Below are 20,285 nucleotides of genomic sequence, written 5' to 3'. Positions count from 1 at the left end.
TTCACCAGCCCGTTCAGCTCACGGTCACGAAAGCGGTACGGGCTTCGCCGCGTTCGGTGGTGCCGTCCGGCGCTGGCAGGCCATCCGGCGCCGGCAGGGTGGCGAAGACCGTCACCTCGTAGGTTCCGGTCTGGTCGGCCCGGAAGGTATGGGTCCCGGTCAGCGCCACGGCACCGTCGACGAGGTGGGCGCCGTTCGGCGCGGCGATCCTCAGGTAAACGGCGGTTGCGTCGGGATTGAAGGTGCAGTTCCAGGCGACGGTGACGGCGGCGCCGATCGACGCGGTCGCCGGGGCGACGCTGAAACCGCTGACGCGCGGCACCACCACCTCAAGCCCGGTCCGCCGGGTGAAAGTGCTGGTGAAGCCGTTGCGCCGACCGTTGTCCGTCAACCGGGCGAGGGCCTGGCGCCAGAGTCCCAGGTCGCCGCCGGGGTTCAGGGCGCTGTCGCCGAAGACCCGCTCGACTTCGGCGCGCTGGTAGTCGTTGCGCTGCCCCCAGTGCAGGATCGCGTTCATGTTCGGGTTACGGGCCAGTGCGACGGCGTAGTCGATCAGCTCCTGGCTGCCGGTGACGTCCCGTAGGCAGGACACCTCCACCGAGCAGGTGCGGTCGAACTTCTGCATGCCCAGGAGCGCCCGGGAGCGTGGGGAGAACCGCAGCGACGCGTATCCGAAGAACGCCTTCCCCTGGAACTCCTGCATCACCTCGTAGGCGATGAGCGCGTCGACGAAGGCGATGACCCGGTCGTCGAGGGCGTCGAAGAAGACCTCCACCGAGTCGACGTTCACATTGCACGCCACGTCGAGGTAGTCGTGAGTGTCCATCATGGCGTAGCTGATGGCGTCGTAGTCCTGGTCCTTCTGCTCCGACGAGAACACCGTGTAGGCGATGACCTGCCAGACGAAGACCCCTGCGGCCCGTCGCGCGGGGTCGGGGTCGTTCGGCGCCAGCACGGCGTTCTTGATCTTCTCCATGGTCTCGCCGAGCCTGGGGTGGTCGCCGGTGGCGTTGTGGAGTGCCGCGAGGAGGGCGAGAAGCGCGAGCAGGGCCGGACAGAGGATCAGGAGGCCGGTGCCGCCGGCGATGGCGACGGCGGCGATGCTCTCGCTGACCACGGTGCCGTTGCTGTTCACGAAGGCGGCGATCTCGGTGATCGTCGAATCGAGCAGCCCCCAGATGAATCCCGGGTCCGTGCACGCCTTCTCGAGCATCGACGGTCCGGGATGGTCGGGGTCGGGTGCGTAGGCATGGCTGGATCCGGCGTGGGCGAACAGCGGCGACTGGGTGCGGTCGTCGAGCCCGATGACGTCGCCGACGCGCTCGGCCCGTCCCGGCATCACGGCGGGCGCGGGGACCTCCCAGAATTTCGTGATGCCGGCCAGGTTCCTGCTGAAGCCGCCGTGCGGGGTGAGGCAGACGGCGACCTGCAGGAACCGGCAGACGGCGCCGGGCTCGGCCGGCTCGCTGTACAGCGGCCCGGCGGGGTCCTTGACCTGTCTCTTGATGTCCTGCCAGACGTGCAGCCGGCGCCGGTGGTGCAGTACGTACTGGGGTACGGCGCTCAGGACGACGGAGTAGACGACGCCGAACCGGCCGACGGACACCAGGACGGCGTCGAAGACGTCGCTGTCGCGGATGATCGCGAAATTGAACGGGCCTCCGAAGTCGTCGACCCCGTAGAGGTGTTTCAGCTTGACGTCGTCCGTGAGCTGCGGTCCGTCGCCGGGTGCGGGCTCGATCCAGTAGTGCCGTCCGCCGTCGGTGACCAGGTGCAGGGCGACCACCGCGTCGGCCAGCGGCGGGCGGTCCCAGTCCCCGCCGTGGGTGCCGGTGCTCAGCGCTCCGACGACGGTCTGGCCGCCCGCGCCGCCCAGCGTTCGGAACGCCCAGGGCCCGCGGTACCGGGCGCCGCCGTACTGCTCGCCGAACCGCGCCTGCATGACTCCGGCGAGTGTCGAGAGGTCCCCGCTGTTGGTGGGCTGGTCCATCTCCGCGTACGCCTGGTGGATGCGCTTGCCGGCCTCGACGTGGAAGAGGTACGTCTGCAGCTCCCCTTCGGTCTGGTGCTTGTACGCGAGGTATTCGTCGCTGAGACATCCGGGAACGACGGTGGTGAGGGTCCGTGCCATGGCGTTGTGGATGCCGGTCGGGTCGTTGGTCTCAAGGAAGATGTCGTCGCTGATGGCGGCATCGGACAGAGCCCAGTGCGAGCCCGCGGCCTTAAGGTGCCGGTCCGGCGGACGGTCCCGGCACAGGGCGATGAGATCCTGGAGCGACGTCGGGTAGACGGTCTCGTATGCCTGGGCGATGTGCGGGGCCTGCGGATCGTCGTGCTTGCGCGTCCAGGGGCCGTCGAAGGTGCTATCCGAGCCCATGGCCGACCCTCCTCGAGCGGCTGCGTTCCGGCTCCTTCTCCTCCTTCCAGTGAAGCCCAGCCTCCCTGCCCGCGCATCTCACCTCCCGGTGCGCCGAGCTTCGCGATGCCGGCGTCTGCGGCGCTGTACGGGGCCTGCTGGGCTGTGACTCCGTGAACTGATCTGACGTTAGGTCCAGCACGAGGGCCGAGGCAGCGCTCCCACCCGGAGGCTCAGGCTCAGGTACGTGGTGCCTTCAGAGGGTCCGTCTCAGCCTTCCTCCGCCGTGCACCGGTGGGTATCGGCCCCCATGCGCAGCCACACTCTCAATTACTGGTAACAGACCAGAGGACCACCACTCCCTGCCCGCGGTGTACCGAGGTCCGGAACTCACAGGTACGGCGCGGGGCGGGCCGGGCCGGGCCGGGCCACTGAGGTGAGTGGGTGGTGGCCGAGTCTGTTACAAGTAATTCAGCTGTCTGCGATGAAGGGGCTCTGGCTCGGTCAGAAGTGCCGCACATCGATGAATCCAGCCAGAGCGCCTCCATGAAATTGGCGCGGCCGTTTCCACACGGAGCCCCAACCGCACCGTTAGCCTGAGCATGTTCAAAATGATATTGGGGTTAGCCCTGGGGGGATGCGCGCTCCGCGCTGCGCACCTGGGCTCCACGGAGGGGACGAACAGACGTGAAACTCAAGTTACAGCGCTTGGCCGTCGTGGCTGCCGCCGCGATAGCCGGACCGACAGTGCTCATGGCAACGCCTGCGATGGCCGACGAGGCACAAAGCCCGGCGCTCTCCGTACCGGACGCGGAGCCGAAGGGCGACGCCGCGGCTGCCGGAGAACTGCAGGACCCAGGGAAGGCCCAGGTCGCACCGGGTGAGACTCCGAAGGCGGACAGTGGGCACCCGCCGACCCCGGAGTCCCGGGCCGGTCAGCATGCCGACACACCACAGGCGAAACCCGCGACGCCGGAACAGGCTGCAGCGCAGGGTCCGAAGATGACACTCGCCGGACTGCCCGACGAGTTCAAGGTGGGCAGCGACTGGCAGGGATTCTCCCTCCACGTCGACAACTCGGGCCGCCCGGCCGCTGACGACTACTCGCTCGAGCTGGTCCTGTGGGCCCAGGACACACTGTCCTGGAAGAGCAGCGACATCCAGGCGGAGGTCTACGCCCCTGACACCTCCGGCACCTGGGGCTGGCACAAGATCGAACCCGACGGCTCCGAAGAGGTCTACAGCCTCAGCATCGCCGACGTCGACATAAAGCAGAACGAGATCTTCGACCTCAAGCTCCGCATGAAGTTCGCCAAGGGCGCCGCCCCCAGCCGCTTCACACTGTCCACGACCGCCGAGGGCGGCACCGCGGACCGCGTCCGCTACTTATCCCAGGTGACTAACCTGCCTGCCGCCAACACGGGCCCCAAGGTCAAGCTGAAGGGGCTGCCGGAAAACGGCTTCACAGCAGGCGGCGACTGGCAGCCGCTCTCCCTGAGCATCGACAACTCCGGCAGGGAAGCACTCGAACGGTACGGCTTCGCCTTCTCCATCCAGAACAACGAACGCACCCTGAAGGCCGGGCATCTCGACCTCGAGGTCTGGGACGGCAACCGCTGGACCGCCGCCGAGAAGGGCCGCGACCTCGCCGCAGTGATCTTCGACCACGCGGTCGGAAAGAACGCGAAGTTCGACATCCAACTCCGCGCCAAGATCGCGCCAAGCGCTCCCATCGGCAAGGCGTTCATCATCGTCGACGCGGACGACTACGCGCAGACCAAATCAGACAAGGCCTTCGCCTATACCTCCATCACGACCCGGGCCACCCCGGGCGACGGCGGCCACAACGGCACAGGTACTCCCGGAAACCAGCCCAAGCCCGATGACGCCCTCACGCCGGTCATCAGCGAGGGTGGCATCAGCGGTGGCCAACTCGCGGTCACCGGCTCCGACCCGGCCACGGGCTGGGCCCTCGGCGGAGCCGGCGTGACCCTCGCCATGGGCGCCGCCCTGGTCGCCGGAACCGGCAAGCGGCGGCGCACCACCTGAGTCGAGGCCGGCCAGGCCGAATCCGACCACTTCTCGCGGCATAGCGCACCCCCGCCACCTCCACGCCCAGCTCGTCCGCCACCAGATGCCCGCACTCGGATGTCAACCTCAGAACGGGCTGGGCGTTATGCCCTGCGGCCCGGGCCCGGGGCTATGGACCGGCCGGACGGCCGGTCCATAGCCGGAGGTGGCGGGGCCCCGTGCGGCGAAGCGTTCCCTCTCCTCCCGCTCTCCCGCCAGGTGAGACCTGGGACCGGATACTCACGCCGTCTGAGTAGCCGCCCCCACGCGGGGCCGATAGCCCTCCTCATAGGCTCCTCTCCATGAGTTCCACGCGGCAGGCCATCGGATCGGAACACCCGGCAGACCCTCAGGACACAGGCACCGGATCGCTGCTCCTGGGCATCGCCGCGCTCGGTGCCATCGGGTGTCCGTTCCTACCGGAGCGTCTCCCGACCTGGATCCGCTTCGTGCCCTGCTACTTCGTTCTCCCTCTCGGCATCTGCGCGCTCGTCTGGGGGCTTCCCACCGTGTGGCGCACGCGGAGCCGCGGCACATCAAGCCCGGTCCGGGCCCGTATGGGGGTCTCGCTCGGTACGGTGGTCATCGTGGCCGCCGTCGTGCCGCTGGCCTGGTACTTCTGGTTCGCAGACATCGGGTGAACGCCGCGCGCCGAGATGACCGCCGCCACCACACCGGCGTACGGCTGTCTCCATCACGCGCGACCGGTACGACACGCGGTGCACCGTTGGGCGAACAGTGTTGCGACCTGTCCGGCCCCGAGCGGCACTCGACCGCGCGGGACCCGCACATTGTCTGTCCAGCCCCGTCACCTGCGCGGTACCAATGGCAGGGCCCGCCCGCCCATTCCCAAACCACCACCGGCACCTACATCGACATGGCGTCCCGCCTCCTCGAACCCGCCCTCCTCGCCCTGGCCGCCCTCGCCGTACGCGGACGCATCAAACGCTGACCACCCCACTAGGTGTTCAGAAAACTGAACACGCAACCGCTACTCATCGCGCCGGCGATCCCCAAGGGTCGCCACGCCCGGCGGGCGCCTGGTCTTCCACGTTTTCGCCGCCCCCGCGGAGTTCATCCGCGAACTCATCGCGCAGGGCACCAGCGAGTGCCTGGACGGGGTGTGAATCTGGCGACCTCGCGTAATCGAGAGTCGCGTATTCCCTGGCCAGTGAGGGCTCGTGGTCACCGTGAGTGGCCGTGAGGAGCGTAGCGACTGCAGGTTCCTCCGGCTTCTGCGACGAGGCGGGCGTTCAGGCCACTGGGCGGATCCGGTCACCGGTTGCCTGTCGGAACGCGGCTTCCAGCCGGTCGCGGGCCTCGGTCTGGGCAGCGATCCGTTCGTTGAGGACCGCCAGCCGTTCCAACGCGACCCGCAGGCCCTTCTCCGAGGGCGGTGCGGCGGCCACATCGCCGTCCAGGCACGGCAGGAACACCCGCACGTCGTCCAGGGTGAGCCCGGCGGCCAGCAGGTAGCGGATATTACGGACCCTCACCACCGCCCGCTCGTCGTAGATGCGGTAGCCGTTGGGGGCCCGCTGCGAGGAGATCAGTCCGACCTGCTCGTAGTGCCGCAGCGCACGGGCAGTTGTCCCGGTCGCCCTGGCCAGCTCACCGATCCGCACCCATCCCACCTCCCGGGCCACCTTTATCACGCCACGACCGCTCCGCCGTCGACCGGGAGTACCACTCCGGTGACGAACGACGCGGCCGGTGCGGCAAGCTGGGTGACTGCCCAGGCCACCTCCTCGGGGCGGCCGATCCGGGCCAGTGGGGTGTGCGCCAGCTGCCACTCCCGCACCGCTGCCATTCGCTCCGGCGTCAGGCCCTGGTGCTCGCCGATGGGGGTGGCGATCGCGCCGGGGGCGACCGCCACCACCCGGATCCCGCGGGGTGCCAGCTCGACTGCCCAGCTGCGGGTCAGCAGCTCCAGAGCGGTCTTGGTAGCCGCATAGACCGAGCTGCCGGGCCAGGCACGCTGCCCCACCGACGTAGTGACATTGACGATCACCCCGCCCGACTTCTCCAGGAGTGGCAGCGCGGCCTGGGCCAGCAGGATGGGGGCAACGAGGTTGGTGGCAAGCTGAGCTGCGATCATCTCCGGCGTCAGTGTGCCGAGGGCGCCGCTGCGCACGATGCCTGCGTTGTTGACCAGTACGTCCAGCCGGCCGTGTTTCTCCAGCACGGCCCGGATGATCCGATCCGGCTCGCCCTCGGTGGTGATGTCGGCGGCCAGCGGCGTGATCCGGTCGTGCCCGGCCCCGGTCTCCTTGAGGGGCTCGGCCCCGGTCTCCTTGAGGGGCTCGGCCCGCCGCCCGATCGCGACCACGTGGGCGCCCTCAGCGGCAAAGGCGCGGGCGGTGGCCCGGCCGATCCCGGTGCCGGCTCCGGTGACGGCGATGATCCTGCTGCTCTGCGATGCGGTGCTGTTCATGCCGGTCATCGTGCAACCCTGCCGCCAGCGGCAAGGTCAAGCAGCGTCTGACGGGGCATGAATCTGGCGACCTCGCGTAATCGAGAGTCGCGTATTCCTATCGTGGTGAGGGCTCGTGGTCACCGGGGGCATAGCGCTGCCAGGTCCCTCCGGCCTCGGCGGCAAGTTGGGCAGTGGTGTCGTCGTGGTAGCCGAGCATGCGGGCGATGACCGGAGCCGGGGCCTGGAGAACGAGGTGACGGATCGCCGCTGTGCGTCCCCGCTGGGTCGGGAAACCCAGTTGTCGAAGCCGGAGTTCCAGAGTTTCCGGGGTCATGGGCTGTCCGGCCCGGCGGCCGGGGAAGAGCCACCGGGCATTGAGGTTGGTGGCGGTCATGGTGTTCGGCCGCTGGCCGAGGTAGTTCAGCAGCATCCCGGCAAAGGGGGCGGGGACGGGGGACGGCGGGTCGCCGAGCCGGACGTAGGTTTCGCCGTCTTTGTGCTCGACGTCGTCGGTGCTGAGCTGGACGATTCGGGTGAGTGGCTGCGCGTAGAGGAGGACGAGCAGGGCGGCGACGCGGTCGTGGAGTGGGACGTCGTCGCGATTCGCGAGCTGCCGAAGCAGCGCGAGCCGCTGGTGTTGGGCGAGTGGGGCGGGGTTGCTCGTGGAACGGTGCGGGACGGTGGCCTTCGGCATGTGCTTGGAGCGCATGGCCCAGCGTAGGAAGGTGTGGGTGAGGCGCCGGGCGATGTAGTTGCCCGCGTACCAGGCGTCGACATCGGTTTGGGTGCACTCGGCGAGGGTGCGTCCGCGCTGGGTGAGGTGGTCGAGGAAGGCGGTCGCGAGGCGGAGTTCGCCGCGGGCCTGCTGGACCTGTTTCCCGGTGAGCGCGCCGCGGCTGGCCAGGATGTTCAGTCGGTGCTGGAGATGCCAGGTGGTGAAGAGTTCCAACAGCCGGCGGTGCCCGGGGTTGCTGACGGCAGGGAGCTTCTCCGCGAGTGTGCGCTGGAAGAACAGCAGCTGCCGGTCGGCCGGGGGCAGGACGTCGGCCTGGACGAGTAGATCGCGCAGGTAGGCGACCGAGCGCCACGGGGTGAGCCGGCTCAGCCCCTCGTGGGTCAGCGGGGCTTCGCCGCGAGCCAGGGTCTGCAGGTTGCGCCGGACGTGCGAGTAGCCGAGCCAAGTCAGAATGCTTTTGGGCCGGTTGGCCTGGCGAAGGGTGACGAACAACGGCACGAGCTGTGGGTTCACGCGGCCCGTGCCGTCGTCCAGCAGAGGGCGGAGGCGTTCGGCGACGACGCAGCATCCGCAGACGCCACGGCGGTAGCGGCGGGCTTCGGCGCCGCAGAGCAGGCAGGTGAAGTCGCCAAGACCTCCGGCGCAGTCGGTGCAGAGCTTGCCGCCGTGGGCGTCGAGGCCCGGGGTGAGCCGGTCGGTGCCGCAGCCGGTGCAGGTGCCGTAGGTCTCCAGCGCATGGTCGTAGCAGTGTGCGCAGAGGTAGCCCTCGGGCCAGTGGTGGGCGCCGAGGCGGACGGCCCGGTGGCATCGTGCGCAGAACAAGTCCTCGGCTCGGACGCGGGTCCGGCTCATTGCTCGGGCCGGATGCGGGCGCGCTTGGGGCGGACTGCCGCAAGGTCGACCACAGCGTCACCGGTGGCGACCTTGCGGACCGCGGCGTTCTCCGCCTTGGTGGCGATCAAGTCGGTGGGGGTGCAGTCGAAGATGTCGCAGAGCGCGGCGAGCACCGGCAGCGACAGCCGCTCGGGAGTGCCAGTGACCAGGCGGTGGACTTGGGAGAGTGAGAGATTGATGCCGCGTTCGGCAAGGAGCGGGGCGAGCTCGCTGGTGGTGAACATCCCGGCGGTGGCCATCTTCTCGCGCAGCCGCCACTGGTAGCTGACCTGGCGTTTCATCAGGCCCTCCTCATCTTCGTGGGGTTGAGCGCGGCCTCGATGGTGGCATCCAGGGCCCGCCGCAGGGTGCGGGTGCGAAAGTCGGAGGAAACGCAGGTGTAGATGGAGGTAGTGGATGCGTGGTCGTGGCCGGCCTGCTGCTGGACGAACAGCGGGTCCCAGCCGTCCTCGATCAGGTGGGTGACGTATGACCTTCGCAGCGAGTGGAAGTCCAGGACCGGATCGAGCCCGAGGTCGTCCCGGTAGGCGGCGAAGCGGGAATCGAGCCGTTGCAGGCCGACGCGTCGGCCGCGTTCGGAGGGCCATAGGGCAGGCCCGTCCGCGTGGCGCATGGCGGGCCTCACCTCGCTGATCCACTGGTCGAGGATCTCGGTCGACCAGTCCCACACGGTCAGCACGCTGCGGCGTTTCGGAGGCGAGCCCTTCTTCGCCTTGCCGTGGCGGACGTAGCAGACGCCGTACTCGCCGAACTCCGTCCCTTCGGGGTTGCGGCCGAAGTCGGCGAGATCCAGCATCCGCGTCTCGTTGCGCCGCAGCCCGTAGGCGTACGCGGTCTTGAACAGCATCGCGTCGCGGAAGGCGGGGAGCCATCCCTTGCGGCCACGTCCGCGGACCCGGCTCACCTCGTCGTCGGCGTGGTCGAACAACGCCTGCAACTCGTCCCGGGTGAAGGCGCGCTTCGGTGCCTCGGCCTCACACTCCTGCATGTGCACGGCGGTGTTCCACTCGTGACACACCTGGATCGGATGAGTACCAAAACGCCGCTCGCACTCGGCGGCCCAGCCGTAGGCCGGGTCGGTGGCGTAGCCGCAGAACAGCCGCACTGCCTCCTGGTAACCGCGCAGCGTCGAGCGGACACAGCCACGGACCGCTCGCAGGTCGCCGAACCACTCGTCCGCCAGCGACGAGGACCAGACCCATGGGAAAGCATCCGCGTGCGAGGCGAACGCCCGCACCTTCCGCTCACGGCCGTTGATCGTCGACAGCGCGAGGTTCCGGGCCAGCTGCTGGTTACGCCAGCCGTCCAGCATCGCCTCGAAGACCTGCTCCTCCGGCCGCAGCAACGGCACCCCATCAGCCAGGTGCAGCCGCGCGGCCCCAGGCGCCGTCCCGCCCTTGCCCGCCAATTCATCACGCTCCGTAGATCGCATCCGGCGCGAGAATCTCGCATCAGATGCGAAGCCCGGGGAGGAACGGCAGGTCAGCCATCCGATCGAGTGAAGCGGAACGACACGGGCCCGCCCGCCCAGTACCGTCTCGGTAAGCACGCGACGAATTCCCTACCCGCTGATCAGCGGCTTCCAGGCGCCCGTCCGGCCAATGCGACGCAAGATGCGTCCAGTTCGCATCGGATGCGATTGGCGACGGTTCCGAGGTACGCGCCAAAGGGGCAACGAGATGATCTTGAAGCCCTGAGCGCTCGGCCCCCGTATCTCAGAGGGACACGAGGGACACGCACGCTGTTCTGCCAGCGGCAGAACACCGACCGAACAGGGCTCGACGATCACTACGGTCCAGTCTCATGACGACGATTACGACGCGTACGGTCGAGTACCCGGCGGACGGTTTGACGATGATCGGGCACCTCGCGCTCCCGGCCGGTGTCGGCCGCCGGCCCGCGGTGCTGCTCGGACCAGAGGGCATGGGGCTCAGCGACGTCGAGCGCCGCCGGGCCGATGCTCTCGCCGAGCTGGGATACGTAGCGCTGGCCTTCGACCTTCACGGCGGGCGCTATTTGGGCGACCCCGACGAGATGCTGGCCCGTTGCCTGCCGCTGCTCGCCGACCCCGACCGGATGCGGGGCATCGGCCATGCGGCACTCGACGTGTTGCGTACCGAACCGCGGACCGACCCCGACCGGATCGCCGCCGTCGGCTACGGCACCGGGGGCGCCGTCGGGCTGGAACTCGGGCGCGACGGCGTCAACCTGCGCGCGATCGGGACCGTCAACGCACTGACCACGGGCCGACCGGGCGAGGCAGCGCGCATTCGCTGCCCGGTGTGGGCCGGGGTCGGATCGGAAGACCCGATCATGCCGCCCGCGCAACGGGACGCGTTCACCGCTGAGATGCAGGCCGCAGGCGTCGACTGGCGCCTCACGGTCTACGGCGGCGCCTTGCACGCCTTCCACCACCCGCCGGTCGACCACCCCACGGTCCCCGGCGTCGGCTACCACCCACAGCACGCGCAGCGAGCCTGGCGCGACATCGTCGACCTGCTCGCCGAGTGCCTGGGAGTTGAGACTGGTAGGCGCGCATGTTGAGGTGGCGCGCATTCCTGATGGGTGGCGATGGCAGTGTCACCGTGTGTGGTCGCCGGGGGCGTATCGGCTCCAGGTGCCGTCGGCCTCGGTGATGAGCCGGGTGGCGGTTTTGTCGTGGTAGCCGAGCGCCTTGGCGATGACGGGTGCGGGGGCCTGGAGGACGAGGTGCCGGATGGCAGAGGTGCGAGTTCGTTGGGCCGGGACACCGAGGTCACGGAGGGGGCCGAGCAAGCTGGCCGGGTTCATCGGCTGGCCCAGGCGGCGGCCGGGGAAGAGCCAGTGCGTGGAGAGGTTCACCGCGGGCGTGCCGGCCGGGAGTGAGTGGAGGTAGGGCTCGAACGAGATCGGCGACGGGCTCGGGCAGGGGCGAGGGCGGGTCTCCGAGCTGGAGGTGGGCCTGCTGGCCGTCGTCCAGGATGTCATCGGTCGTCAGGCGAACAATGCGGGTGAGGGGCTGGGCGAACGGCAGGACAAGACTGGCGGCGACCCGGATTCTCAGCGGCGCGGCATCGTTGCCGAGGACGCGGCGCAGGGCGGCCAACCGCTGGTGCTGGCTCATGGGTTGTGGTTGGTCGCCGTGCGGTAGGGGATCGTCAGCCGCGGCATGCGGCGTGTGTCCATGCACCAGCGCAGGAAGGGTTGTGCCGCGCGGCGGGTGGCGTAATTCTCGGCGTGCCAGGCGTCGAGATCGGCTTGGGTTGCCGTCGCCAGCGTGCTGCCTCGGTGGGTGAGCCAGGTGAGGAAGGCGTCGGCCTGGGTGGTCTGCTGACGGTGTTCGCTGACGGTGCTGACGCTCAGCGGGCCGGCGTCGGCCTTGGCCCGCAGTTTGCGGAACTGGTGTCGCGGGTGATGCCCGCGCAGTCCCGGCAGAGCGGCTGGCCCTGATCGTCGCGACCGGGCAGAAGCCGGTCGGTGCCGCATCCGGGGCAACGGCCCCGGACACACATGGCCTTCTCCAGGCAGGTGCCGAACTGGCGGACCGCCACCTACCTGCGCGACCTGCTCATGGAATGCGGCGCCCTGCCCCGCCAGGACCGCCGGCTCCTGCTCTTCCAACGCTGGCTGACCGAACGCCTCGCAGCGACCACAGACACCGAACACGAGCAGTTCCTGCGGCGCTTCGCCCACTGGCACCAGCTCCGCAAGCTGCGGGCCAAGGCTGACACCGGCCCGCTGAGCGTCAGCACCGTCAGCGAACACCGCCAGCAGACCACCCAGGCCAGCGCCTTCCTCGCGGCCGGCGCCTGCTCGGCGGGCTCGATGCGCGGGCCAGGCACCCAGGGCCGGCCCGGGCCGCGGTCGTCGGGCACGGCGACATCGAGCGCTTCGCGGAGCGCGGGAACGAGGATGAAGCGGGCGGTGTGGTACTTCGTCGCGGTCTTGCCGCCACGGGTTCGGCAAGGACTTCCGGCCGGAGCATCGCATTTGAGGCAGTCGTGGCGTTCTACCGCATTCTCGGCCTGGTCGATGGTGAGTTCCACGCGATCACCCCCTCAAAACCGATTCGCAGAACGCCCTGGTTTTGAGAGGTTCTTTGCGAACGGCGACCTGCGGCAACGTGATCGCTGAGGGGGCGTTCGCAGAACTCGCAGAGATGGTCATTTGTGAGAACTGCGGACCACCGCTAACCCGCCGACCCGGGTCGTGATGCCCGCCGGCCCGCGTCGGGCCGAAGCGTGCACGCTTGCCGGTCGACCGAGGATGTCACCCTGCTCCACCTCGATCGCGACCGACCAAGCGCACCGATCAGCTTGTGGGCCACCGCCTTGGTCAGCCGCTTCGCAGCCGTGACGGTCTGCTCCCCCCCGCGCATCGTCACGTCCTACTCATCCGGGTCCCAGGCGCTGAGCTGGTCGAAGAGACGTTGGTCGCCGTCGAGCTTCAGGGAGTTGAACGGGATACGGTCGTACAGGATGAAGACCAGCTCGCTGGCCGTGCCCCAGGCGGAGGCGTGGGCCACGTCCGGGTCCTGGCCGGCAGCCGTGGCCGATATGGCGCCGGGCCCGGGGAGACGGGTGGTCCGTGCGCCGTCGGCGGAGAGCGAGAGGCGCCAGGAGCGGCCCTCGGAGGCGTGGAAGTCTATGACAGCGGGCTTGTGCGGCCAGGCACTCGTCGTTGCGACGCAGGTGAACAGGAACTCCTCGACACCGTCGAGTGCCACCTCGGCCGGCAGCGGCTGCGGGGCACCCACGGTGATCTGGGCGTCGTAGGTATGCACCGCCATCTGCTGGAGCTGGTGCCGAGCCACGGCACCGGAGGTCTGCGGCGACTGCAACGTCTCCCACCACGTCCAGCAACCGCGATCCGGGCCGGCCTTCCGCAGTGCGTCCAGCAGTTGCTCCGTGGACTCCGCCAACCAGGCCAGCAGGGCCTCGCGCTCCCGAGGCGCGGCCGGGGCGCCCACCGCCGCGGACTTGGCCGGAGCAGGCCCTGCGGCGACGGTTGCGGCCCAGTCGCGGCGCCCCTCGCCGATGTGCTGCGCCAGATCGAACAGCGTCCACTCGGGGCAGGTCGGCACCTGTACGTCGAGGCTGGGCGCGGAGGCGACCGCGGCGCGGAAGGCGGTCGACCGTTCGTCGATCAGTCGCAGCAGAGCGGGGAACTCAAGTGTCGTTGTCACCCTGAACCTCTATCACTGCGTTCCGACAATCGGACAGCGATTTTTCGCAGCGCCCATCGCGGACGGACCCTCACCACCCACGACTGCCCGAACCGTGACGCGCCCGCCGACAGAGCCTGCCGCACCCGGGGAGGGAAGACCAGCGCGAAGACCACACCGCGCTTCGTCCTCGCTCCCGCGCCCCGCACCGAGCGGCCCGTCCGGATCGGGTACGCGAGGACGTCGACCGCCCGGCAGGAGCTGGCGAGCCAGCTCGAAGCTCTGCGCCGGGCGGAGTGCCGCCCCGCCAGTTCAAGGAGGGCGCCCCCGAGACGCCAGTCATCCTCACCGTGCACGAGCTCAAGCGCCTCGTGCGCAACGCCGCCGAGCTGGGGACCTCGGCCTCTGCCGTGTCCGTCGATGCGCGTGGGTATACGGCTGTACGTTCCAGGGGGTGGCGGGTATCCGCCTTTGGGCGTATACGTCCCTACTGGGGGCGGGTACGACGTGTGCTGCATGGCGATGAGGCGCCTTGCGTGAGTACGTTGCGGCCGCTGGTGGTAGGACGGTGCGAAAAGCGATGGTCCGGGGCTCGTAGCCTGCCGCCTGGTGCGAGCCGACGGGCGCCGGTGTGCGCTGTGTGCTTCTGCTGCTCTCCAAGTTTCTGGCCAGGGGGGCTGGTTTGGCGCTTGTGGCGGGAGGAGCATGTGCTTCGTCGGACCCCGGCTGGTGCTGCAAAGCAGGGTTGTTGATGCCTGGGCCCAAGGTTTGGGCGGGGTCCGCGTGTTGTGGTTGCTGGCGTTGTTGCCGCCACCCGTCTGTTGAGGGCGCGCTGTGCCGTTGCCGACTCCAGCCTCGGCCGTTACTGGCCGTCATCGCTTCTTCTTCGTGTGCTGGTTGGTCAGAGGGACGGCCGGGGCGCGCTGGCCGGCGTAGCAGGGTTGCCACGCGGCCGGGCACGCTCATCGTGGTCTTCGCCGGTCTTCGCCTCTTCACTGGAGTGTCTTCCCGAGTGCAGCGGGTTCCTGCTTGCACACCGGTGTGCCGTGACGGTCCGGCATCCCCGACGTATTCCTGTCCCCGTGCTGTGCGGGGTTCGGTGCGGTTCCCCATGTGTGTGCTCACGTGTGTGCTCACGTGTGTGCCCTCAAGAGCAGGAAGGTTCCTTCGATGACGGCGATCGTGCTCGTGGGCGGCCCGGACGGCCTCGGCCCGCTGTATGACCTGCAGGGTGATGAGTTGCCGGAGAAGATCGCGGTCGCTTTCTACGGATGTCACCAGCATTTCGAGCATGCCGGGGAGTGCGTCCGTATCGACGGCCGGGACCTGGCGCTGTTCCGCTTCACCTACCGCACCGCTATCGCCGAATAGCCCGGAAGGACTGCACGATGTCTGCTTCACAGGAGATGCCGATCGCGGTGGTGGGGATCGGCTGCCGCTTCCCGGGCGGGGTGGAAACCCCAGGTGGTTTGTGGCAGTTGGCGGCCGATGGCCGGCAGGCGGCCGGTCCCGTGCCGGCCGACCGGTGGGACGCGGGCCGGCTGGCCGCGGTCCATGACCCCGAGCTTGCGGCCCGGGCCGGCCTGGGCTGCTTCCTGGAGGGGGATGTGTGGGCGTGGGACCCGCAAGCCTTCTCGGTGGCGCCCGCGGAGCGGGACTGGGTGGACCCGCAGTTCCGGGTGCTGATGGAGACCGCGTGGGAGGCGGTGGAACATGCCGGCATCCCCGTCGACCGCATCCGGGGCTCGCGCACGGGCGTGTACGTGGGCACGTACGCGCCGGACAACCTCTTCCGTGAAGCCCGGCCGGTCACGGACGCTCCCAACAGCCCCTACCTGTTCGGCAACTTCACCGCCGGGGCGGCCGGCCGGGTGGCGTTCGGGATGGATCTGCGCGGCCCGGTCATGGTCATCAGCACCCACTGCTCGTCCGGGCTGGTGGCCCTGGACACGGCGTGTGGTGCGCTGACCCTGGGCGAGTGCGACATGGCACTGGCCGGCGGGGTGCTGCTGATGCTCGCGCCCGAGACGCAGTACTACGAAGCGCCCCTGCTGCTCTCGCCCAGCGGGGCCTGCCACGCCTTCGACGCCCGCGCGGACGGCTACGTCCGGGGCGAGGGTGCGGGCGTCCTGGCCCTCAAACGCCTGGCCGATGCCCGGCGGGACGGCGACCGGGTGCTGGCCGTGATCCGGGGCAGCGCGGTCAACAACGACGGACAGGCATCGCGCCTGACCGCGCCCTCCACACTGATGCAGCAGCAGCTCTTCCGCGAGGCCGTCTCCAAGGCAGGCATCGATCCCGGTGAGGTGGGGCTGGTGGAGGCCCACGGGCCGGGCACCGCGGTGGGTGACCCGATCGAGTACACCTCGATCAACACCGTCTACGGACAAGGCCGCGGCCGGTGCGCACTGGGCTCGGTCAAGACGAACATCGGGCACTCGGAACCGGTGTCCGGCATCGCCGGAGTCATCAAAGCGATCGAATGCCTGCGCCGGGGGGTGATCCCGCCGAACCGGAACTTCCACGCGTGGAACCCGGCGATCGAGCGGGACGATGACTCACGGCTGTTCGTGCCCACCTCCCTGACGAAGTGGCCGGTGTCCGGGGCCGCCAGGCTGGCCGCAGTCTGCTCCTACGGGGTCACGGGCACCAACGCGCACGTGGTGCTGGAGGCTTCTGCGACCGTGCGCAGGCGCCCTGCCCGCACCGCACCACGGGCCGAGAGCGGGGTCCGGCTGTTCCTGGTGTCGGGCACCTCGCCCCAGTCGCTGACCCGGGCGGCGGCGCGCCTGTCCGCCTGGGCGGCGACCGAGGCAACCGGGGCGCGGGCCCGGGACGTGGCGCACACGCTCGCGGTGCGCCGCCAGCATGCCGATCACCGCCTGGGCATCGTCGCGCGTGACCTGCAGCAACTCGCCGCACGTGCGAACGCGTTCGCGGAGCACGGACCCGGTGAGGGTATGGCGAGCGGGGTGCCCGTCCTGCCGCCCGGGCATGCGGGGCCGGTGTTCGTGTTCACCGGGCAGGGCTCCCAGCGCCCCGGGATGTGCCGGGTGCTCCTGGCGGGCGAGCCGGTGTTCGCCGCGGTCATCGACGAACTGGAACCACTCATCCGGGCCGAGGCGGGCTTCTCACTGCGCGAGACGATCGAACAGTCCTGGGAGCTGACGGGCATCGACCGGATCCAGCCCGTCCTGTTCGGCGTGCAAGTCGCGCTGGCCGCGCTGTGGAAGTCCTGGGGCGTGAACCCGGCCGCGGTGGTCGGGCAGTCGCTAGGCGAAGTGGCCGCGGCCGTGGTCGCCGGTGTGCTGAACGCCGAGGACGGAGTGAAGGTCATCTGCCGCCGCTCGGCGCTGCTGGCCACGATCTCCGGTGGCTCGATGGCCTCGGTCATGCTCAGCGCCGGACACGTACGGGCCGCGATCGAGGCGGCGGGCGCCAACGAGGTGTCCATCGGGGTGCTCACCTCCCCGCAGGCCACCGTCGTCTCCGGCGACGCGGCACAGGTCAAAACCCTGGTCGAGGGGTGGGAGGCGGCCGGCGTCGTGGCCCGGATGATCGACGTCGATGTGGCCTCCCACTCCTCCCAGGTCACCCCCATCCTGGATGAGCTGCACCACGTACTCGCCGATGTGCCGGCAACAGTGCCAGGACCGGGCTTCTTCTCCACCGTCAGCGACGACCCGCGCGATCCGGGCCCCCTGGACGCCGACTACTGGGTGCGCAACCAGCGCCACGCCGTGCGGTTCCACACCGCCGTGTCGGCGGCGCTGGACGCCGGGCACCGGCTGTTCATCGAGTGCACCGCCCACCCCTTGGCCGTGCGCCCCATCCTGGACACCGCCACCCACCACGGCATCACGGACGCAGTCGCAGTCGGCACCCTGCGCCAGGGCACGGACGACCAGGAGGCGTTCCTGGAGCACCTGGCCACTGTCCACTGCTCCGGCCACGACCAGATCGACTTCGCCGCGCACTACGGGCAAGGGGAGCTGGCCGACGTACCGACCACCGCCTGGCACCGCACCCGCCACGGCGGCACCCAGACCCCGTACACACTGGTCGGTCCGCACCTGACCGCCGCATCCCAGCACCCGCTGCTCGGCGGCCACGTGAAGGACCCGGAGCACCCCGAGCAGCACCTGTGGCAGACACCGATCAGCCCCGGCCGGTTGCCCTGGCTCGGCGACCACCAGGTCGCCGGCGTCCCCGTGCTGCCCGGCACCGGCTTCGCCGAGATGATCCTCGCCGCAGGCGCCGAGGTCTTCGGCACCCATCGGATCGCGCTGGAGCATCTGAGCGCCGAGGCCCCGCTCGTCCTGGAGCCCGAACCCGCGGTCACCACCCGCCTCATCCTGAGCGGCGAGCGCGAAGCCGCCGTCACCATCTGCTCGGGCAGTGGGGAGGAGGCCGTCGTGCACGCCCGCGCCACCGTCCGGCCGCTGCCCGACGACGCGACCGCCACATCCTGCGCCGCGCTCCCGGTTCCTGCCGGGGACTGGGTCGACGCTGCCCCGGCCGACCTGTACCGGCACTTCCGCGAACGCCATGACGTCGTCCACGGCCCGGCCTTCACCGCGATCGACCGCATCCAGATCCACCCCACGGACGACGTCGCCACCTCCCGGCTGCACATCGCCGACAGCGCCCGCGTCTCGGCCCACACACTGCGGCTACACCCCGCGCTCGCCGACGAACTCGTGCAGACGGTGGTCTCGGTGTGGCTGGCGCACCACGCCACCAGCCCCGGCCCGGTGGTCGTCGCCGGCTTCGACGAGATCCACCTGTACGGTCCCACCGCCCACACCCGCCTCGCGGCCGTCGAAATCCACCACGCCGACGACCTGACCTGCGCCGCCTCCGGGCGGCTCGCCACCGCGGACGGCACCGTGGTCGCCGAGGTCCGTGGCCTGCGCCTGACCAACATCACCCCGGCCGAACAGCGCTACACCGCCCGGCTGTCGCACCTGGCCTGGCTGCCCGAGCCCCCCGCGCAGGCACCGCAGGCCAGCGACCAGCAATGGCTGGTCATCACGCCCGACGACATGGTGTGGGGCGAGCGGCTTGGCCGCCTGCTCGGCAAGAAGGCGGCGGGCAGCCGCCGGTTCACCCCTCCCCGCGATCGTCCCCTGGACATCCAGCACCTGGCCCAGGCCCTCGACTCCGAGGCCGAACCACCGTGCACCCACGTCCTGCTCGCCCTGGGCGGCCACCAAGGCGCCCCCACTCCCGGAGGGGCCCGCGCCGCCGTGCAGCACACCCTGACCGTCCTCACCCATCTGGCCGAGCGGGAGACGCCCCCGCGGCTGTGGGTGCTGTGGCGCGGTGACGACGTGCTGGCCGCCGCCGGAGTCCGCGGCCTCCTCAGGACCGCCGCCTTCGAGCACCCGGAACTCCGGCCCAGCAGCCTGGAAGTAGCAGGCGACACTCCGCTGGAAGCCATCCTGCCCGACCTCCTCGCCGACGACCCGCCGATCACCGAGATCGCCTGGCGGCACGGGACCCGCTACCTCGCCCGCGTCCAGCCCGGCCCCGGCCCCGGCCCCACCACCTCGGACGGCCTGCCCCGGCAGGTCAGGGCCGACGGCAGCTACCTGATCACCGGCGGCCTCGGCGGCCTGGGACTGCTCACCGCCCGCCGCCTGGCCGAACGGGGTGCCCGCCGCCTCGTCCTGTGCGGACGCAGCGCCCCCACCCCGGCCGCCGCACGGGAGCTGGACGACCTGCGCACCACCACCGGTTGCGCCATCGAGGTGGTGCTCGGCGACATCGCCGACACCACCGCGCAGGCGCTGAAGACGGCAACCGACGGCGACACCCCCCTGCGGGGCATCGTGCACGCCGCGGGCGTCGTCGAGGACGCCACCCTCGCCAACCTCGACCCCGACCTGCTGGAACGGGTCTGGCGCGGCAAGGCCGAAGGCGCCTGGGCCCTGCACCAAGCCACCCTCGATGCGGACCTGGACTTCTTCGTCGTCTACTCCTCCCTCGCCTCCCTCATCGGCTCCCCCGGACAGGGCGCCTATGCCGCCGCCAACGCCTACCTCGACGCCCTCACCGCCCACCGGCTGGCCGAGGGACTGCCGGCCACCGGCATCCACTGGGGCGCCTTCAGCCAAGTCGGCCGCGGCCAACACCTCGCCCAGCAAGGCTTCGTACTCATCAACCCCACCGACGGCATGGACGCCCTCGAACGCATCCTCGCCGAAGGCCACCACCAGATCGCCTACTCCCCCATCGACCCCGCCCAGTGGACCGCCCCCTACCCGGCCCTGCGCCACTCCACCCTCCTGGCCCACCTGCTCACCGACACCCCCGCCGCCGATCACGGCGCCTCACCGGTGCGCGACGAAGTCCTCTCCGCCGGCAGCGACGCGGAGCGGCGCCGGATCCTGGAGGACTTCATCACCGGCCAGGTCCGCGAACTCCTCGGCAACACCACCCGCCACATCGGCGCCCACACCAGCATGGTCGTCCTCGGCATGGACTCCCTCGGCGCCGTCCAACTCCAGCAACGCATCCACCGCGCACTCAAGGTCGACATCAAACCCGGAGTCATCTGGGTCAAACCCACCGCTGCCAGCCTCGCTGACTGGCTGCTGGCGGCCATGGGCCTCACGGGGTCGGAGAAGGTGCGCCCATGAGTCCGGGTACGCGGTGGAGAGTGGGC

Annotated in this window: 15 protein-coding genes and 1 pseudogene; 6 read left to right on the top strand and 10 right to left on the bottom strand. The window is 70.0% G+C overall.

The genetic code is table 11. The features are described from left to right. Positions 1-13: 13 nt before the first annotated feature. Positions 14-2,377, bottom strand: a complete 2,364-nt coding sequence (locus OHS33_RS35535; protein ID WP_330334548.1) for a hypothetical protein — start codon at positions 2,375-2,377, stop codon at positions 14-16. 981 nt (positions 2,378-3,358) lie between these two features. Between OHS33_RS35535 and OHS33_RS35530 the strand changes: the two genes are divergently transcribed. Together OHS33_RS35530 and OHS33_RS35525 are read left to right on the top strand one after the other, a co-directional pair. Further along, positions 3,359-4,405 (top strand): hypothetical protein, encoded by a 1,047-nt coding sequence (locus OHS33_RS35530; RefSeq protein ID WP_330334547.1) that lies wholly within the window; start codon positions 3,359-3,361, stop codon positions 4,403-4,405. A 323-nt stretch (positions 4,406-4,728) separates the two neighbouring features. Further along, complete coding sequence (locus OHS33_RS35525; protein ID WP_330334546.1) at positions 4,729-5,067, top strand: hypothetical protein; 339 nt, start codon at positions 4,729-4,731, stop codon at positions 5,065-5,067. Positions 5,068-5,679: 612 nt separating this feature from the next. On the opposite strand, the gene OHS33_RS35515 is transcribed toward OHS33_RS35525, so the two are convergent. The 5 genes from OHS33_RS35515 to OHS33_RS35495 form a co-directional block, all read right to left on the bottom strand. Further along, complete coding sequence (locus OHS33_RS35515; RefSeq protein ID WP_330334545.1) at positions 5,680-6,051, bottom strand: MerR family transcriptional regulator; 372 nt, start codon at positions 6,049-6,051, stop codon at positions 5,680-5,682. 26 nt (positions 6,052-6,077) lie between these two features. Next, a complete protein-coding gene (locus tag OHS33_RS35510) occupies positions 6,078-6,869 on the bottom strand; it encodes an SDR family NAD(P)-dependent oxidoreductase (RefSeq protein WP_330334544.1) in 792 nt (263 codons plus the stop codon). Between the two features lie 88 nt (positions 6,870-6,957). Continuing rightward, the gene (locus OHS33_RS35505; protein WP_330334543.1) at positions 6,958-8,430 is read right to left on the bottom strand and encodes a hypothetical protein; all 1,473 of its coding nucleotides are present in this window, start codon (positions 8,428-8,430) and stop codon (positions 6,958-6,960) included. Then, positions 8,427-8,753: a helix-turn-helix domain-containing protein gene (locus OHS33_RS35500; RefSeq protein WP_330334542.1), complete on the bottom strand. Its 327-nt coding sequence runs from the start codon at positions 8,751-8,753 to the stop codon at positions 8,427-8,429. Before OHS33_RS35500 ends, OHS33_RS35505 begins: the two co-directional genes overlap by 4 nt. Then, positions 8,753-9,904 (bottom strand): tyrosine-type recombinase/integrase, encoded by a 1,152-nt coding sequence (locus OHS33_RS35495; RefSeq protein WP_330334541.1) that lies wholly within the window; start codon positions 9,902-9,904, stop codon positions 8,753-8,755. The genes OHS33_RS35500 and OHS33_RS35495 overlap by 1 nt, the downstream gene beginning before the upstream one ends. Positions 9,905-10,275: 371 nt before the next feature. Here OHS33_RS35495 and OHS33_RS35490 point away from each other — a divergent pair, with 371 nt between their 5' ends. After that, positions 10,276-11,016, top strand: a complete 741-nt coding sequence (locus OHS33_RS35490) for a dienelactone hydrolase family protein (RefSeq protein WP_330334540.1) — start codon at positions 10,276-10,278, stop codon at positions 11,014-11,016. A gap of 36 nt (positions 11,017-11,052) precedes the next feature. Here OHS33_RS35490 and OHS33_RS35485 read toward each other — a convergent pair whose 3' ends face one another. Continuing rightward, positions 11,053-11,313 carry a hypothetical protein gene (locus OHS33_RS35485; RefSeq protein ID WP_330334539.1) on the bottom strand — a complete coding sequence of 87 codons (261 nt, stop codon included), beginning with the start codon at positions 11,311-11,313 and terminating at the stop codon, positions 11,053-11,055. 94 nt (positions 11,314-11,407) lie between these two features. Between OHS33_RS35485 and OHS33_RS35480 the strand changes: the two genes are divergently transcribed. Beyond that, positions 11,408-11,602 (top strand): hypothetical protein, encoded by a 195-nt coding sequence (locus tag OHS33_RS35480; protein WP_330334538.1) that lies wholly within the window; start codon positions 11,408-11,410, stop codon positions 11,600-11,602. On the opposite strand, the gene OHS33_RS35475 is transcribed toward OHS33_RS35480, so the two are convergent. From OHS33_RS35475 to OHS33_RS35470, 3 genes and pseudogenes are all read right to left on the bottom strand, one after another. After that, positions 11,572-12,216, bottom strand: a complete 645-nt coding sequence (locus OHS33_RS35475) for a hypothetical protein (protein WP_330334537.1) — start codon at positions 12,214-12,216, stop codon at positions 11,572-11,574. The two genes, OHS33_RS35480 and OHS33_RS35475, sit on opposite strands and share 31 nt — an antisense overlap. A 122-nt stretch (positions 12,217-12,338) precedes the next feature. After that, positions 12,339-12,497: pseudogene (locus OHS33_RS39885) on the bottom strand (zinc finger domain-containing protein); the annotation flags it as partial. Positions 12,498-12,838: 341 nt separating this feature from the next. After that, positions 12,839-13,636, bottom strand: coding sequence for a maleylpyruvate isomerase N-terminal domain-containing protein (locus tag OHS33_RS35470; RefSeq protein ID WP_330334536.1), 798 nt, complete (start codon positions 13,634-13,636; stop codon positions 12,839-12,841). 1,149 nt (positions 13,637-14,785) lie between these two features. On the opposite strand from OHS33_RS35470, the gene OHS33_RS35465 reads away from it, so the two are divergent. Next, positions 14,786-14,986 carry a DUF5988 family protein gene (locus OHS33_RS35465; RefSeq protein WP_330334535.1) on the top strand — a complete coding sequence of 67 codons (201 nt, stop codon included), beginning with the start codon at positions 14,786-14,788 and terminating at the stop codon, positions 14,984-14,986. A 17-nt stretch (positions 14,987-15,003) separates the two neighbouring features. Beyond that, a complete protein-coding gene (locus tag OHS33_RS35460; protein WP_330334534.1) occupies positions 15,004-20,259 on the top strand; it encodes a type I polyketide synthase in 5,256 nt (1,751 codons plus the stop codon). Positions 20,260-20,285 lie beyond the last annotated feature (26 nt).

The sequence above is a fragment of the Streptomyces sp. NBC_00536 genome (assembly GCF_036346295.1).
Lineage (GTDB): Bacteria > Actinomycetota > Actinomycetes > Streptomycetales > Streptomycetaceae > Streptomyces.
The sequence above is the reverse complement of the archived record's forward strand: the minus strand, read 5'-3'. Positions and strand labels throughout refer to the sequence as shown.

Coding starts and splice junctions, on each gene's coding strand:
- OHS33_RS35460 (WP_330334534.1), top strand. CDS start 15,004: ATGTCTGCTTCACAGGAGATGCCGATCGCGGTGGTGGGGATCGGCTGC.
- OHS33_RS35465 (WP_330334535.1), top strand. CDS start 14,786: ATGACGGCGATCGTGCTCGTGGGCGGCCCGGACGGCCTCGGCCCGCTG.
- OHS33_RS35490 (WP_330334540.1), top strand. CDS start 10,276: ATGACGACGATTACGACGCGTACGGTCGAGTACCCGGCGGACGGTTTG.
- OHS33_RS35530 (WP_330334547.1), top strand. CDS start 3,359: ATGACACTCGCCGGACTGCCCGACGAGTTCAAGGTGGGCAGCGACTGG.
- OHS33_RS35505 (WP_330334543.1), bottom strand. CDS start 8,430: ATGAGCCGGACCCGCGTCCGAGCCGAGGACTTGTTCTGCGCACGATGC.
- OHS33_RS35495 (WP_330334541.1), bottom strand. CDS start 9,904: ATGCGATCTACGGAGCGTGATGAATTGGCGGGCAAGGGCGGGACGGCG.
- OHS33_RS35525 (WP_330334546.1), top strand. CDS start 4,729: ATGAGTTCCACGCGGCAGGCCATCGGATCGGAACACCCGGCAGACCCT.
- OHS33_RS35510 (WP_330334544.1), bottom strand. CDS start 6,869: ATGACCGGCATGAACAGCACCGCATCGCAGAGCAGCAGGATCATCGCC.
- OHS33_RS35500 (WP_330334542.1), bottom strand. CDS start 8,753: ATGAAACGCCAGGTCAGCTACCAGTGGCGGCTGCGCGAGAAGATGGCC.
- OHS33_RS35535 (WP_330334548.1), bottom strand. CDS start 2,377: ATGGGCTCGGATAGCACCTTCGACGGCCCCTGGACGCGCAAGCACGAC.